Here is a 15,747-nt window from a genome sequence, read left to right as displayed (position 1 = left end):
GGCGCCTGCGTGCTATTGCTTATTGCATTGCAATGCCATGCCGCTCAAATAAAAAGCGTAAAGGCCGAAGCCGAAGTGACGCCACAGCAAGTTGAGCTCTTCGCCAAATACAATGTCATACTCAACAGCGATTTAGAAGAAGCACTACGAAACGGACTAACCCTACCATTCATTTATGAGTTCAAGCTCACCAAGCCCAGAATCTACGCTTGGTATCGCCAAGTAGCAGAAGGCTTTGGCCCCAATGCCCACCTCACCCTGAAACTCAGCTATCAGCCACTAACCAAACAATATCGAGTTGCAACCACCAGTGTAACTCGGCACTTTAACAGCCTAGAAGAAGCACTTTCTGCACTTGGGCAGCTAAAAAACTGGTCAGTGCTAGAAAACAGCAATATCGACGCTGAGGATTTTGCTGGACGAATTCGCCTGCGCCTAGATGGCTCGCAATTGCCAAAAGCCTATCAACTAAGCAATCTTGGTAATGCCAATTGGCAATTAGAATCAAGCTGGACAGATCTGCTGTTACGTAAGCCCGTAGATACGGAGGCCACGCAGTGAAACGTTGGCTACTTGTGATTGGCTGCTTGGCCACGGTATTGCTGTTTTTGCTGGCGTCGGTATCTGGTAATACCTCGCATTTTTCCAACTATTACGGCTTGGTGCTGGGCTTAAATATCGCACTATTGCTTGGTATGGCGGCACTGGTTGGCACTCGCCTAACTCGGCTGATTAAACGAGTAAAACGTAAAGTATTTGGTTCGCGACTCACATTACGCATGGTTCTGATGTTTGCATTGGTCGCGGTGCTACCCGGTGCGCTGGTTTACACCTTATCGGTACAGTTTTTAAACCGCTCAATCGAGGCCTGGTTCGACGTTCGGGTCGACAATGCGCTCGATCGCGGCTTAAATCTAGGCCGCAATGCGATTGATTTTCAGCTTGATGAATTGGAACGCAAAGCAAGTGTTATTGCCTGGGATGTGCACGACAATTCTGCCAGCTCATTACTACCTAGGCTTTCCAAGTTGCGCGAACAAACTGGCGTACAGGAAGTCACGCTATTTGATGACAATAACCAGCTTTATGCGCACATTGGCAATGAAAATGCGACCTTAATCCCGCAACTACCCACCCGAGAGCTAGTTCGTGAAGCGCTACGCGGTGGCTATAAGGGGATTGAAAAATCGGACGCCAATGCGCTGATGATGCGCGTTATTGTCCCGATGCCGGACGGCGACTTTGGTCATCGGACTAGATTGCTGCAGCTAATGCAACCTGTACCCGCACAATTGGCACAAGATGCCGAGCTAGTGGAGCAGGTACGCAGTGACTACAAACAGCTTGCCCAGTCTCGACAAGGGCTTAAAATTATTTACAGCCTGACCTTAACGATTGCCCTGACCATTGCGCTATTGGGAGCCCTAGCCTTAGCCATCTATCTCTCCGACAAACTTGCCGCCCCACTTGGTGTATTGGCCGCAGGGACACGCGCAGTTGCACAGGGCGACTTCACCCAGCAGCATCCGGTTATTAGCCGCGACGAGTTGGGAATATTGACGCACTCGTTTAACCGCATGACGCGCCAGCTTGCTGATGCACGCGACAAGCTGGAAGAAAATCAGGCCGAGCAAGCCGAAGCCAAAGCGTATGTGGAGGCGATCTTAGGCTCGCTGTCTGCCGGAGTATTGTCATTTGATGAAGAATGGCAATTGCAGTCAGCCAATCAAAGTGCCTTGCGCATCTTGGGGCTCGACCCAGACCGGATCATGGGGCAGCCACTTTCACGCTGGAACGAAAGCTACCCTGCGCTCACCGCTTTTGCCGCTCACACCATTCATGGCTTTTTATCGGAAGATGAAGTCTGGCAGCGTCAAATTGATCTCGCCGATGAAAAACGCGTCCTACTGGTACGCGGAACCCGCCTAACTCAAATCATTAATGATGCGGAAGACCTGCACGGCTACGTACTGGTATTCGATGATATTACCGAGCTGCTTTCTGCTCAGCGGGATGCCGCCTGGGGCGAAGTGGCGCGCCGTTTAGCGCACGAAATTAAAAATCCGCTGACGCCAATTCAACTTTCCGCCGAACGGATGGAAATCAAATTAGCCGACAAGCTCGATCAAGCCGGCGCGGAGTTTCTCACCCGTAATACCCAAACCATTATCAAGCAGGTTGCGGCACTCAAACAGATGGTCGATGCCTTCCGTGATTATGCCCGCAAACCTTCTGGCAAAAAGAAACCGCTCGATTTTATGGAGCTGGTCAAAGAGGTATTGGTGCTCTACGAAGCAGCCCCAGTACTGCGCGAATTTAGGGTGCACGATTCACTCATGGTCAATGGCGATGCAACCCATTTACGCCAAGTTATTCACAACCTACTGCAGAATGCGCAAGACGCAATTGCAGAGGCCGAAGAAAAACAGATTTGCCTTATTCTCGAAAAAGACGAAAAATGGGCGCGTCTTTACATCGAAGATAGCGGCAAAGGCTTCCCAGCCGATCTGCTCCCGCGTGTTTTTGAGCCGTATGTCACCTCAAAAACCAAAGGAACTGGCTTGGGTTTGGCCATTGTGAAAAAAATTATTGAAGAACATCACGGGCGAGTTCAGGTGGGCAATGCCACAGGCGCTTACGTTCGGATCGAGTTGCCGCTCTGGGAGGAAACAATAAGTGGTTAATCAAGAAATTTTGATCGTTGATGATGAAGTTGGCATTCGCGAACTTTTATCCGAGATCTTACTGGATGAAGGGTATAGCGTTGCACTAGCTGAAAATGCTGAGGCTGCACGCCAATACCGTAACCAAGCCGAGCCTAAGCTCGTGCTACTCGACATCTGGATGCCAGATACCGATGGCGTAACCCTGCTCAAAGAATGGGCACGCAATGGTCAACTAACAATGCCAGTCGTCATGATGTCTGGCCACGCTACCGTTGATACGGCCGTGGAAGCAACCCGCATCGGTGCACTCGACTTTTTAGAAAAGCCTATTGGCCTGCAAAAGTTGTTGGCCGCGGTTAAACGTGCTTTTGCCCAACCTGCTAACACGGTAAAGCCGACGCAGGGCCTGCAGAGCCTCGGCAATAGCAGCACCATCAATGGGCTGCGTGAGGCACTTGACCAAGTTGCAAGTCAGTCCCTGCCTTTAATCTTAACTGGTGAACCTGGCGCTGGTTTTGAAGCGTGTGCTCGTCACCTCACCCGCGCGGGTGGTGGCTTTGTCGCACCAAACTCGAATGAAGAATTGGCTTTGCCACCGCAAGATATGCTTAATCGCGCTGCGGGCGGCACAATTTTTGTACGGGATATCGCATGGCTCGATCGCAAGGCTCAAACCGGCTTGCTCAATCTGATCCCTAAGTTGGAAAAGCATAAAATTCGTTTGGTAACGGCATCTACACGTCCGCTTGATCAACTGACAGGTCAAATCGAGCCAGAATTACTGCGCCAGTTGACACAAATCATCGTGCCAGTACCTGCGCTGCGCGATCATGCTGAAGATATTCCAGCGCTGGCTGAAAACCTGCTGTCGCAAACCGTTGCAGCCAACAAGCTAGGCGTGCGGCGCTTTTCGAAATCAGCGCTGCAATTACTTAGCCAACAAGATTGGCCTGGCAATATCGATCAGCTGGCGAATGTCGTGAAAAGCTTGGCATTAACTGGTCGTGATGGTGATATTGATATTTTGCCAGTGAGCCGTCTGCTCGCGCAGCTCTCGCCCGAATCGCAAGTGGCTACCACCGAGATTCAACAAGCGATGCCGTTGCCCCAGATTGATCTTGATTTGCCACTGCGCGAAGCACGTGATCAGTTTGAGCGCTTTTATCTGGAGCGTCAGATCGAGCTATCAAATGGCAATATGAGCCGAGTAGCCGAGCGCATTGGCTTAGAGCGGACCCATTTGTATCGAAAACTGAAGCAACTGGGGATTCAAATGCCCCGTAAATTACGCAACCTTGAAGAAGCGTAATAAAACCTAAGCAACGCCGACGAGCCCTCCCCTCGTCGGCGTTGTGCATCATTGCCCTTGATTTAACGCTGGAGTGTAAATTGCCCAATATCCTGATCCTCGGCGCAGGCCGGGTTGGCACTTCGGTGGCCGAGCAACTAGTCCACGAAAACTACAACGTCACCATCGTGGATGAGAACCCGCATAATTTACAGCCTTTAGCCGATAAGCTCGATCTGCGCACCTTAGTCGGTTATGCCGCGAATCCGACCACTCTCACCAATGCTGGAGCCGCTGACGCAGACCTACTGCTGGCCGTCACCCCGTCGGACGAACTTAATATGGTGGCGTGTAAAATAGCTCACACACTATTTAATGTGCCAACTCGGCTGGGACGGATACGTGATCAGGATTTACTGGCCCGCCCTGAGCTATTTAATACCGATGGCTTTGCCATTGACCACATTATTACCCCCGCTCAAATTGTCACCGATTTACTCAAGCGGCTAGTGGAAACACCAGAAGCCTTGCAAGTACTCGATTTTGGCCATGGCCGCGCCAAAATGGTGGCCGTCCGGGTTGAAGCTGGCGCACATATGGATGGCAAAGATCTAGCCACGCTGGCGCAGTATTTAGACAAAATTGATTGCCGCGTGGTGTCGATTTATCGCAAAAACAAACGTATTCAACCAGATGGCAGCACCATTCTTAGCGTAGGCGACGAGGTGTTCTTCCTGGCCGCACGTAAAGACATTCGCGCTGTCATCGGTCAATTGCGTGCCACCGAACGCGCCATCAAACGCATCACGATTTGCGGCGGTGGCAATGTGGGCTACCGTTTAGCCAAAGCACTGGAAAACGACTACCAAGTCAAAATCATTGAAGTGAATCGCGAACGAGCACAATGGCTGGCTGAGCAGTTACCGGCATGCCTCATTCTGCGTGGTGAAGCCACCGATGAAAACTTGCTCGACAATGAGCAGGTTGATCGCTGTGATTTATTTTTGGCGCTAACGTCCGACGATGAAGACAACATTATGTCGTCCTTGCTGGCCAAACAAATGGGCGCACGTAAAGTGGTCGCGATTATCAATCGCTCACGATACGTAGACCTACTGCAAGGCGGCAAAATCGATGTCGCCATTTCACCAGCGCAAGCTACCATCGGGGCATTGCTGGCTCATGTGCGCCAAGGCGATATTGTGGCCGTACATAGCCTACGCCGTGGCGAGGCCGAAGCCATCGAGTTAATTGCGCATGGAGATAGAAGTAACTCCCGCGTTGTCGGTCGCAAGGTCGAAGAAATCAAGCTCCCGCAAGGCGCCAATCTGGCTGCGCTGATTCGCGGTGAAAAAGTGATCATGGCGCACCACGACACCGTGATTGAAAATGAAGACCACGTCATCGTTTTTATTGATAACAAGCGCCACATTCGTGAAATCGAGCAATTGTTTGCTGTGAAAATCGGGTTCTTCTAATGACGCTGTCACAACGCCTGCTGCCCACGGTCAATGTACTGGCCCGTGTATCAGCCCTGTTCTCGCTCTCTATCATCGTGCCGATTGGCGTAGCCTGGTTCAATAACGACGCGGGTTTGTGGCCATTTGTTGACGCGTTAACTGGCTTGCTGATCGTCAGCCTGAGCACGATTGCACTCACCCACAAATACAAGCGTGAAATGCGCTCGCGTGATGGTTTCGTATTGGTCGTTGGGGTCTGGAGCTTGCTACCCGCCGTTGCCGCAGTCCCCCTGCTGCTGTTTAACCCGCAAACCAGTTTTACCGATGCCTACTTTGAAACCATGTCGGCGCTGACCACTACCGGTGCCACGGTATTCACTGGGCTAGATCACTTACCACCCTCGATTAATCTATGGCGACACCTGCTGAACTGGCTAGGGGGTATGGGTATCATCGTATTGGCTGTAGCCATTTTGCCGCTATTAGGTGTAGGGGGTATGCAGTTATTCAAAGCTGAAACACCTGGCCCGATTAAAGATAGCAAACTCACTCCGCGCATCCATGAAACAGCACGCAATTTATGGCTAATCTACGCAGGGCTTACTCTGGTCTGCACTCTACTGCTGAAATATCTGGGCGGCGTGAGCTGGCTAGATGCGGTATGTCATGCCTTTGCCGCCATGTGTCTGGGCGGCTTTTCTACGCACGATGCCAGCGTAGGGTACTTTAATTCGCCCGTTGTCGAAGGCATTCTGATTGTATTTATGGTGCTGGCCGCCACCAATTTTGCCACCCATTATTTTGCGCTGTCAGGTCGTAAATTGTCGGTTTACCTGAAGGACAGTGAGTTCAAAGCCATGCTGCTGCTGCTAATAACCAGCATCTTGGCCTGCGCGGGCTATTTGTACTGGCAAAACACCTACCCCGCCTATTTAACAGCTGTACGTCATGTGGCATTTAATCTGGTGTCTTTAGCGACTGATAGCGGCTTTGCTAGCGTCGATTTTGCCCAATGGCCTATTTTTGTCCCACTGGTGATGCTGTTCCTCTCATGTATCACTGCCTGCGCTGGCTCGACGGGCGGCGGGATTAAGATGATTCGCACCATCATTCAGGTGCGAGAAGTAACACGTCAAATGTCGAGCTTGCTGCATCCACAAGGCGTACATCCACTGCGCGTCAATGGGCAGATTGTGCCCAACTCGGTGCTGTTCTCGGTAATGGGCTTTGTGTTTATCTATTTTGCCAGCATCGTCGGGCTGACCTTCGTGCTGCTACTATCGGGGCTAGATTTTCTCAGCAGTTTTTCGGCCATTATCGCTTGCATCAACAATGCAGGCCCAGGCTTGGGTGTCGTTGGCCCCGCCAGTAATTATGGCGTACTGACCGACTTCCAAACTTGGGTATGCAGTTTCACCATGTTACTTGGTCGTTTGGAAATTTTTTCGGTGCTGATCTTATTTACCAGCGCGTTCTGGCGTAACTAAGGGTATACATCTGTAGCCATTACTAATAAATAGCCAAGACCACATACCCATCATAACTAGCCAAATCCCTAATATGGCCAGTCCGCCAAAATCTGTAAGCTATGCAGATGGATACAATGCTGACTGGTTTTTTATTGTCAATTTCACTATGCCTTGATATTGGCATTGTGAATGTGGCAATTATTGACGTAACACTCAAATATGGCCGCAAAGCGGGTTTGTGGATGGGCCTTGGCTCATGTTTTGGCGATTTGTTTTACGCGCTGCTCGCGATTGCTGGCATGAGCTTTTTGCTGCAGTTTGTCTGGGTACAATGGCTAACCTGGCTCGGTGGCGGCTCACTATTGCTGTGGCTGGCGTTCAAAATGGCGCGCGAAGCGCTGCGTGATGCGACCCAAACCGAAACCACTCACCCCGCGCTCCCCAGCCGCCGGCATTTATTTGGTCGCGGCTTAACGCTGGCAATGGCCTCGCCAACTTCGATTTTGTGGTTTGCTGCCGTTGGCGGCACACTGATTGCACAAGCCACCGATGGCAGTTGGCTCAGCACAGTTGATTTCCTGATCGGTTTTTTCGCTGGCGGCGTGGCGTGGACATTGTTTATCGCATTGGGCGCACATCACGGTGGCCAAACGATGGGCACACGTTTTAAACAGGGCTGCCATATTGTCTCGGCGCTGCTGTATATCTATTTTGCCTTTATCGTCATCCGCAATGGCTATCTGGCCTTGCTCAACTGATCCACATGAAAAAACCCAGCACTTTGGCTGGGTTTGACTTGCGACGATTGACCGCGCTCAATCGGCCATTTCGGTTTTACCCCGGCCACTGTTTTTTGCACGGTACAGCGCTTCATCGGCGCGTAGCACCATGGCACGGCCATTTTCATCGTTACGTAGTTGAGCAATCCCCGCAGAGAAGCGCACTTCAATCCGTTGCGCATGGTGCATATACGGCGTGCGGCCAGTCACTAGGCGCAAGCGGTCAATCACGTAAGCTGCACCTTTGCTATCGGTATCGACCAGCAAAATCAGGAATTCTTCCCCGCCGTAACGCACTAAAATATCTGATTCGCGCAGCACCGCCTTGGTCAAATTGGCCATGTGCACCAAAACCTGATCGCCCACCAGATGGGTAAAACGGTCATTAATCGCTTTAAATTCATCCAAATCAATAATCACCGCAGTCAGGCGCGCATCATTGCGCTGCGCCCGTTTAACTTCGCGCATCAACAAATGATCTAGCCCTTGGCGGTTCAGTGCACCGGTCAGTGCATCTTGCTCAAGCACTTTGCGGTTAAACGCGAGGTCTTCTTCAATATGGCGAATCGAATCACGGATAGTCTGCAGATCAGAGTGCGAGGTGGTTACAGTCGAATGAACATTGTGCGTGGTACTAATCACCACATTCAATAAATCTTCCAGCGTCGCATGGGTTTCTTCGGGTGGTACCGATTGGCTGGCGTGGGCCTCACGCACGGCTTGCAAACTGCCAAGGCTGTCTTGCATCACCGCAGTGGAACCCGATAAATTGCTCAGCAACCCCTCGGTCACTTCGCCCATATCGTGGGCCGCGTCGTCAAGTTTATACAGCACCTGCCAGGCCAGCTGCATTTCTGTCGCGGTTTTGCTTTCCGGTGCTTTGATGGTGACAATCGCGTTATAAAATTGCGCGTAATTCTCGGGAGTTGGCGGTAATCCACGTTCGGATAAGCGTTTGAGCGCGATACGGGCAATTTCAACCGGATTGACCGGTGTTGCTGAAGACATCTGAAAGCTACCTAAGCAAAAGCTAATACAAGAAAATCGATTGTAAGTGTTGGCGCAGACTACGCCAAGCAAGTTCGCTACAATGATGCACCTTTTTATTCAAAATCAATATTGCTGATTGCGCCAAGATGGGCTCGCACTCAGCAACCAGGATCGATCGATTATGCATATTCACATTTTGGGTATTTGTGGCACCTTCATGGGCGGCATTGCCGCGCTGGCGCGCGAGGCGGGCCACAAAGTCACTGGTTGCGATGCGAATGTGTATCCGCCGATGTCGACCCAATTAGAAAGTTTGGGCATCGAATTAATCGAAGGTTTTGGCGCCGAGCAACTCGAACTCAAACCCGACCTATTTGTCATCGGCAATGTCGTCAAGCGGGGTATGCCGCTGATGGAAGCGATTTTAAACGCCGGGCTACCCTATACCTCGGGGCCGCAATGGCTAGGGGAACATCTACTGCGTGATAAATGGGTATTGGCTGTCGCTGGCACGCACGGCAAAACCACCACCACCTCGATGCTGGCATGGATCTTGGAAGACGCGGGTTTAGCGCCCGGCTTTCTGGTGGGCGGCATTCCAGAAAACTTCGGTGTTTCGGCGCGCGCACCGGGTACGCCACGGCAAGATGCGGCCAGCACCTCGCCTTTTTTTGTGATTGAAGCTGACGAATACGACACCGCATTTTTCGACAAACGGAGCAAATTTGTCCATTACCGTCCACGCACGGCGATTTTGAACAATCTGGAATTCGATCACGCCGACATTTTTGCCGATCTCTCGGCTATCGAAACGCAGTTTCACCACTTGGTACGCACCATCCCCGGCCAAGGCCGCGTGATCGTCAACGGCAAAGAAGACAGCCTGCAGCGCGTGCTCGAACGCGGTTGCTGGTCCGAAGTCGAACAGTTTGCTAACTCCGCCAGCAACAACGGCTGGGCGTTAGGCGAAATCTATTCCGATGGTTTTGACGTGCTATTTAATGGCGAGCAACAAGGTCGTCTGGTTTGGAACCTGATGGGCGAGCACAATGCCCATAACGCACTGGCCGCGATTGCCGCCGCCCGCCACGTGGGCGTGACGCCGCACGTGGCAATCGAGGCGCTGGGTCGCTTTGAAAATGTAAAACGCCGGATGGAAGTAAAAGGCATCGTCAACGACATCACCGTGTACGATGATTTTGCCCATCACCCAACAGCGATTACCACCACCATCGCAGGGCTACGCGCCAAAGTCGGCAAGCAGCGAATTTTAGCCGTGCTGGAGCCGCGCTCAAATACGATGAAGCTAGGCACAATGAAAGCAGCGTTACCCGAGAGCCTCAGCGACGCTGATCGCGTCTTCTGCTACGGCGCAAATTTAGGCTGGGATACCGCCGAAGCGCTCGCGCCGCTGGGTAGCAAGGCACAGAGCTTTACTGAGCTAGATGCGCTGATCGCCGCCATCGTGGCCGAGGCGCACGCTGGCGATCAAATTCTGGTGATGAGTAACGGTGGTTTTGGTGGCATTCACGGCAAGCTATTAGCACAACTTGGCAATGTATAAGCCCAAAAGCCAAATAATCAAATGCATTAAAAGCAATACCGCCACATAGTATCTGCGACAGCGATAACCGTTAAGGTCGTCGCTGTTGCTGTTGGCTAGCTTCAGCGTTTGGACAAGCGCTCTGCCCACTCAAGCAGTTGAATAAACCGTGGACATCGCGCCCCATCTGTTGCCCTGCCTGCTGCAGTTGACCTAATAAGCCTGACTCACTGTGCGCAGCGGCAGTTGTAGTCACCTGCTCGGGGTGCTGCTCAGCTTGGCTCATTTTCACTTGTCGTAATGGTGGCGCAGTCAATTCTGGACTGCTTTGCCCCTCTTCCGACTCGGGGGGCTGCGCATACGCTTGTGCATCCCCCATTTTGGCAAGCAATTGATTACGTTGCTGTTGCTCTGCAGCCAATTGTGCATCGCCTAATTGCGGCGCATGTTCAGCCAAAGGCGCAGATTGCGCGAATTCAATTTCCGCCACCGGGCTGCGCGGCCATAAACCCCAGACCAAAACTGCACTGAGCACGATACTCGTAGCAATTTGCCCTCGCGGCGGCAAAGCGCGAAAACGGAGCCAACCTCGGGTCGCTGCGGCATTCACCCGCGGGCTGAGCTGTTGATATAGCGATTGCGCCTTGGCCCAGATCACCGGCGTCCAGCGCTGTAACCCTCGTGCGAGCACTTGCAAGCCACGCCACAGCCAGCGACCTAAACAACGAGCGGCTCGTAAACCATGTCGGCCCAGCCAAGCCAGCAATACCCCAGTCTGCGCCACCCACGGCCACAGCGGTGAATTGCTGCTTGGCGTCGCAGCCGTTGCGCCACTTTGTGTATCAAAGGCCTGCGTCGGGTCTTCCGGCGCACGCGATTGGCGCTGGGGGTCGGTTTCTCCGCCCAGCAAGGCGGCCAGTGCGGCATCGAGGCTGGCATAGCGCTGATCGGCCGATTTGGCCAAACAGCGCATCACCAGATCAGACAGCGCACGCGGCACTTCTGGGCGTACTTCATGCGGAGCGGGCGGATTGAAATGCAATACCTGATAGACGATATTCATCGTCGTTTCGCCATCAAATGGCGCTTTACCAGTCAAGCATTGGTAGAGCACCACACCAGCCGAATACAAATCAGCTCGGCCATCGAGCTTTTTACCGGCCAATTGTTCGGGCGACATATAACGAGGCGATCCCAGTACTGTACCGGTACGGGTTAGATCGCTTGCGGGCAACTGGGCAATACCAAAATCGGTGATTTTCAGCCGCCCTTCTTTGGTGAGCATCAGATTAGCCGGCTTGATATCGCGGTGAATCACTTTATGCCGATGAGCGTGTCCAAGTGCGGCAAACATCTGGCGTGCAATACTAATCACTTGGCGGATCGACAATGCACCACGCTTTTCCAGCCAGTCTTTTAGCGTAATACCCTGCACCAACTCCATTGCCAAATACGGTTTGCCACGCCATTCGCCACAGTCGTATACCGTGATAATGCCGGGGTGATTGAGCCGCGCAGCCGAGCGCGCTTCTTGCAATAGTCGGGCGGCATAGTCGGCCGCTTCGTTTTCGGCCAGATTCACTTGCAACAGTTTGAGCGCTACATCGCGCTCCAGCCGCTCATCATGCGCACGGAACACCACGCCCATCGCGCCTTGTCCTAGGCGGGATTGCAGTTGGTAATGCGCGATTTTTGGCTGGCTCATGGCAAAAAGTATCGGTGAATCAATCGCTTTGCATTGTACCGCGCCAGCCAAGCAACGCGCAGCAACAATCCCTCTATCGTGATCTTGCGCACAGACTTTTTGCGCATTATTCAAGCCAAGCGGCTCGACCAGAGCGCAAATACGCTCAGGCGCAGCCTAGGCTAGATTCTGGGGTAAAATAGTGTTTTTCTCTTCGTGTGAATTGCAGCCATGAAAATCGCCCTCGCCCAGATCAACCCGATTGTTGGTGACCTTGCCGGTAATACCGAGCTGATTTTGGCTGCCGCCCGCGAAGCACATGCCGCTGGGGCCGATATTTTGCTGACCCCAGAGCTGGCGCTAACCGGCTACCCACCCGAAGATTTACTGCTGCGCCCAGCGTTTTTGCAGCAGTGCAAACAGGCGATCGGCCGCTTCATCGATGAAGTAGACGGCATTACCTTGATCGTCGGCCACCCGAGCGGCGTGGCGGGCGATGAAGTATTCAACTCAGCCAGTGTGATCTGCGACGGTAATCTGCTGGGACGCTACGATAAATTACTACTGCCCAATAATGCGGTGTTCGACGAAGTTCGCTACTTTACACCGGGCTTTGCGCCACTGGTGTTTGAGCAAGATGGCGTGCAAATCGGCATCGCGATTTGTGAAGACATCTGGGACACCGAGCCAGCCGCCGCCGCACGCGATGAAGGCGCAGAGCTGTTACTGGTACTGAACGCCTCGCCGTTCCATCAAGCCAAACAGGAAACGCGCCGCGAGGTGGCACGCCAGCGCGTTGAAGAAAATGGCATTCCACTGGTGTATTGCAACTTGGTTGGCGGGCAAGACGAGCTGGTGTTTGATGGCCATTCGTTTGCCTTAAACAAATCTGGCGAGTTGGTGCTGCAAGTGCCCGCCTACCAAAACCAAATCGCCTACTGTGAGTATATCGACGGAGACATTGCCCGATCTGACGTTGCAGCCGATACCCCAATAGTAGAAAGCATTTACGGCGCGCTGGTGCAAGGCGTGAAAGACTACATCGGCAAAAACCGCTTCCCCGGCATATTACTTGGCCTATCCGGCGGGATTGATTCGGCGCTGACTTTGGCGATTGCCGTGGATGCGCTCGGCGCCGAGCGTTGCCACGCGGTGATGATGCCCTCGCGCTACACCGCCGATATTTCGGTGACCGATTCGCGCGCAATGATCGACATTTTGGGCTGCAAATATTCCGAAATCGAAATTTGGCCGATGTATGAAAGCATGATGGCCGGCCTAGCTGATGAATTCGCGGGTCGTGAAATGGATACCACCGAAGAAAATCTGCAAAGCCGTATCCGGGGTATGCTCTTGATGTCCTTATCCAATAAGACCGGAAAATTGGTTTTGACGACAGGTAATAAGTCGGAAATGACGACGGGCTACGCGACGCTATACGGCGATATGGCGGGCGGCTTTGCGGTGCTGAAAGACGTGGCCAAAACCATGGTCTATCGCCTGTCGAACTGGCGCAACGAACAAGCCATTGCCAACGGCCAGCCTGCGCCAATCCCTGAGCGCATCATTACCCGCCCACCGTCGGCCGAGCTGCGCCCCGATCAGAAAGACCAAGACAGTCTGCCTGAATACGAGATACTCGACGCGATTTTGGCGGCCTATGTGGAAGAAAACCTCAGCATCGCCGACATCATCGCGCGTGGCTACGCCGAGGCCGATGTGAATAAAGTGGTGCGGCTACTGAAAATCAACGAATACAAACGTCGCCAAGCACCGGTGGGCCCGCGCATTACCGAGCGCTCATTTGGTAAAGACTGGCGCATGCCGATTACGCAGCGTTTTACGCTTTAATCTTGGTGTTTTGTTACAAACGGCAGCCTGATCGACTGCCGTTTTTTAACTTTACCCCCCCTGCAAATAACTAAAATTTCCTTTAGAAACAGAGTCGTTGACCATTCAAGGCAAAATTAATTACTTATCCAAGCACTCGCAGTAACAAAAACGTAATCTTACACTGTTACCTTACAGTACTTATCGCCACACCGAAACTTTGGCATGCCACCCTCAAGTCATATCGAGCAATTGTATCCCCAAGTGCTAAATATCATTCAGGAGTCGAAACTGAGCCCCTTATTTCAGCCGATCGCTGCGCTGAAAGAAGGCCAGCCCTACGGCTTCGAAGGCTTGATTCGTGGCCCGGCAGATCACCCGCTGCATGCACCATTACAACTATTTCAAGCGGCAGAGCGCTGTGGCTTATTGGCTGAGCTCGATATCGCCTGCCGCAAGATCATTATTCAGGCCTTTGCCAACAGTGGGCTGCCCGGGCATTTGTTTTTGAATGTTTGCCCGACGAGCTTTACCCAGCCCAGCTTTCGGCCGGGGGCGACCTTGGAATACCTCAAATCCGTCGGGCTTACGCCGCAGCGCATTGTAATCGAGCTGACCGAAACACAAGCCATTACCGATTACGGGCTACTGGCCGATGCGATTCGGCATTACCGTCTGATGGGCTTTAAAATTGCACTGGATGATTTGGGCGAGGGTTTTTCCGGGCTGCGTTTGTGGTCCGAGTTACGCCCTGATTTTGTCAAAATTGATAAATACTTTATCAATGGCATTCATTTGGATGCGCAAAAGCGCCAGTTTGTGCGCTCAATTCAACAAATTGCGCTCAATACGCACACGCGAGTGATTGCCGAAGGCATTGAAAATACCGCCGAGCTCGATACTGTGCGCCGTATTGGCATTCAATATGCCCAAGGCTATCTGCTTGGACGCCCCGCGCGTCAACCGGCGACCCAGCTTGATATTCCACCACTGGAGCGCAGTTACAATGCGCAACCACTGCACGCAACTGCGATGTCTTTGCTGCAAGAAGTACGCCCGCTGTCGCCCAATGATTCCCACGACGATGTATGGCAACGCTTTAATGCGCAGCCCGACCTTAACGCCATCCCCGTGGTAGATAATGAACGGCCGATAGGTCTGATTAAACGCAATGCCATGCTTGAATTACTGGCTCGTCCATTTAGCCGTGAGCTATATGGTGCGCGTAGCTGCGCGCTTCACATGGATCAGGAGCCACTGATCGTCGAACAATCCATCAGTCTGACCGAGCTGGCACGCTTGATGACGGCGTGTGAGCGGCGACAGCTCGACGATGGCTTCATTATTACCGAACAAGGTTGCTATCTGGGTATTGGCACCGGGCGGGAGTTTATCCGCACCATGACCGAGTTACAGCTCAACGCTGCACGTCATGCGAACCCACTCACCGGCTTGCCTGGTAATGTGCCGATACAAGAGGCGATGAGTCAGCTATTGGCAGAACAGGAAGACTTTACCGTCGTGTACGCTGATTTAGATTATTTCAAACCGTACAATGATATTTATGGCTATGCCCGTGGGGATGAGCTACTGAAATGCTTAGGGCAATTACTGCAAAATCACTTCGACCCGGCGTGCGATTTTGTTGGACATGTTGGCGGCGATGATTTTATTTTAGTCCTGCGTAGTAGTGACTGGCAGCAGCGCTGCGAACAATTGCTGGCAGAATTTCAGCAAGAGATTCGCCATTTTTTCAACCCCGACGATATCGCAGCGGGCAGTTATCTGGCGCCCAACCGGCAAGGCGAATTGCAACGTCACCCGCTGGTTTCGCTATCATTGGGCGCAGCGCAAATCATTGCCAAATGGTATGAATCCCACCATGAAGTCGCCAGTATCGCCAGTACGGCGAAAAGTATGGCTAAACGCGAAAATGGCAACGCGCTATTTATCGAACGTCGCCAGCAAAAACCCAATGACCTGCATACACTAGGCAGGTATAACGCCAAAGAGCAGAATCAAATTTCGCTTTAGCCTT

At 52.4% G+C, this 15,747-nt stretch carries 11 protein-coding genes; 9 read left to right on the top strand and 2 right to left on the bottom strand.

All coding sequences use genetic code 11. The annotated features are described in order from the left end of the window. Positions 1–9 precede the first annotated feature (9 nt). The 6 genes from HZU75_RS10960 to HZU75_RS10935 all read left to right on the top strand — a co-directional run bounded on the left by HZU75_RS10960 (position 10) and on the right by HZU75_RS10935 (position 7,641). Positions 10–561, top strand: coding sequence for a DUF4390 domain-containing protein (locus HZU75_RS10960; RefSeq protein WP_180306100.1), 552 nt, complete (start codon positions 10–12; stop codon positions 559–561). Further along, positions 558–2,684: a sensor histidine kinase gene (locus tag HZU75_RS10955; RefSeq protein WP_180306099.1), complete on the top strand. Its 2,127-nt coding sequence runs from the start codon at positions 558–560 to the stop codon at positions 2,682–2,684. Before HZU75_RS10960 ends, HZU75_RS10955 begins: the two co-directional genes overlap by 4 nt. Next, the gene (locus HZU75_RS10950) at positions 2,677–3,975 is read left to right on the top strand and encodes a sigma-54-dependent transcriptional regulator (RefSeq protein WP_180306098.1); all 1,299 of its coding nucleotides are present in this window, start codon (positions 2,677–2,679) and stop codon (positions 3,973–3,975) included. Before HZU75_RS10955 ends, HZU75_RS10950 begins: the two co-directional genes overlap by 8 nt. A gap of 80 nt (positions 3,976–4,055) precedes the next feature. Further along, complete coding sequence (trkA, locus tag HZU75_RS10945; protein ID WP_180306097.1) at positions 4,056–5,432, top strand: Trk system potassium transporter TrkA; 1,377 nt, start codon at positions 4,056–4,058, stop codon at positions 5,430–5,432. Next, positions 5,432–6,901, top strand: coding sequence for a TrkH family potassium uptake protein (locus HZU75_RS10940; protein ID WP_180306096.1), 1,470 nt, complete (start codon positions 5,432–5,434; stop codon positions 6,899–6,901). Before trkA ends, HZU75_RS10940 begins: the two co-directional genes overlap by 1 nt. 107 nt (positions 6,902–7,008) lie before the next feature. Beyond that, the gene (locus HZU75_RS10935) at positions 7,009–7,641 is read left to right on the top strand and encodes a LysE family translocator (protein WP_228028029.1); all 633 of its coding nucleotides are present in this window, start codon (positions 7,009–7,011) and stop codon (positions 7,639–7,641) included. Between the two features lie 57 nt (positions 7,642–7,698). Here HZU75_RS10935 and HZU75_RS10930 read toward each other — a convergent pair whose 3' ends face one another. Further along, positions 7,699–8,670: a GGDEF domain-containing protein gene (locus HZU75_RS10930; protein WP_180306094.1), complete on the bottom strand. Its 972-nt coding sequence runs from the start codon at positions 8,668–8,670 to the stop codon at positions 7,699–7,701. 163 nt (positions 8,671–8,833) lie between these two features. Here HZU75_RS10930 and mpl point away from each other — a divergent pair, with 163 nt between their 5' ends. After that, positions 8,834–10,216, top strand: a complete 1,383-nt coding sequence (gene mpl / locus HZU75_RS10925; RefSeq protein ID WP_180306093.1) for a UDP-N-acetylmuramate:L-alanyl-gamma-D-glutamyl-meso-diaminopimelate ligase — start codon at positions 8,834–8,836, stop codon at positions 10,214–10,216. 70 nt (positions 10,217–10,286) lie between these two features. Here the strand turns inward: mpl and HZU75_RS10920 are convergent, their stop codons facing one another. Further along, on the bottom strand, positions 10,287–12,014 hold the full coding sequence (locus HZU75_RS10920; protein ID WP_180306092.1) for a serine/threonine-protein kinase: 1,728 nt from the start codon (positions 12,012–12,014) through the stop codon (positions 10,287–10,289). Positions 12,015–12,110: 96 nt separating this feature from the next. Here HZU75_RS10920 and HZU75_RS10915 point away from each other — a divergent pair, with 96 nt between their 5' ends. Beyond that, positions 12,111–13,730: an NAD+ synthase gene (locus tag HZU75_RS10915; RefSeq protein ID WP_180306091.1), complete on the top strand. Its 1,620-nt coding sequence runs from the start codon at positions 12,111–12,113 to the stop codon at positions 13,728–13,730. 204 nt (positions 13,731–13,934) lie between these two features. Beyond that, on the top strand, positions 13,935–15,743 hold the full coding sequence (locus HZU75_RS10910; protein ID WP_180306090.1) for a GGDEF domain-containing protein: 1,809 nt from the start codon (positions 13,935–13,937) through the stop codon (positions 15,741–15,743). Positions 15,744–15,747: the final 4 nt, after the last annotated feature.

The organism is Chitinibacter fontanus (genome assembly GCF_013423785.1).
Taxonomy (GTDB): Bacteria; Pseudomonadota; Gammaproteobacteria; order Burkholderiales; family Chitinibacteraceae; genus Chitinibacter; species Chitinibacter fontanus.
The sequence above is the reverse complement of the archived record's forward strand: the minus strand, read 5'-3'. Positions and strand labels throughout refer to the sequence as shown.

What these genes read in the sequence shown, in the direction of transcription:
- HZU75_RS10940 (WP_180306096.1), top strand. Translation starts at nt 5,432, where the DNA reads ATGACGCTGTCACAACGCCTGCTGCCCACGGTCAATGTACTGGCCCGT.
- HZU75_RS10935 (WP_228028029.1), top strand. Translation starts at nt 7,009, where the DNA reads ATGGATACAATGCTGACTGGTTTTTTATTGTCAATTTCACTATGCCTT.
- HZU75_RS10930 (WP_180306094.1), bottom strand. Translation starts at nt 8,670, where the DNA reads ATGTCTTCAGCAACACCGGTCAATCCGGTTGAAATTGCCCGTATCGCG.
- mpl (WP_180306093.1), top strand. Translation starts at nt 8,834, where the DNA reads ATGCATATTCACATTTTGGGTATTTGTGGCACCTTCATGGGCGGCATT.
- HZU75_RS10915 (WP_180306091.1), top strand. Translation starts at nt 12,111, where the DNA reads ATGAAAATCGCCCTCGCCCAGATCAACCCGATTGTTGGTGACCTTGCC.
- HZU75_RS10910 (WP_180306090.1), top strand. Translation starts at nt 13,935, where the DNA reads ATGCCACCCTCAAGTCATATCGAGCAATTGTATCCCCAAGTGCTAAAT.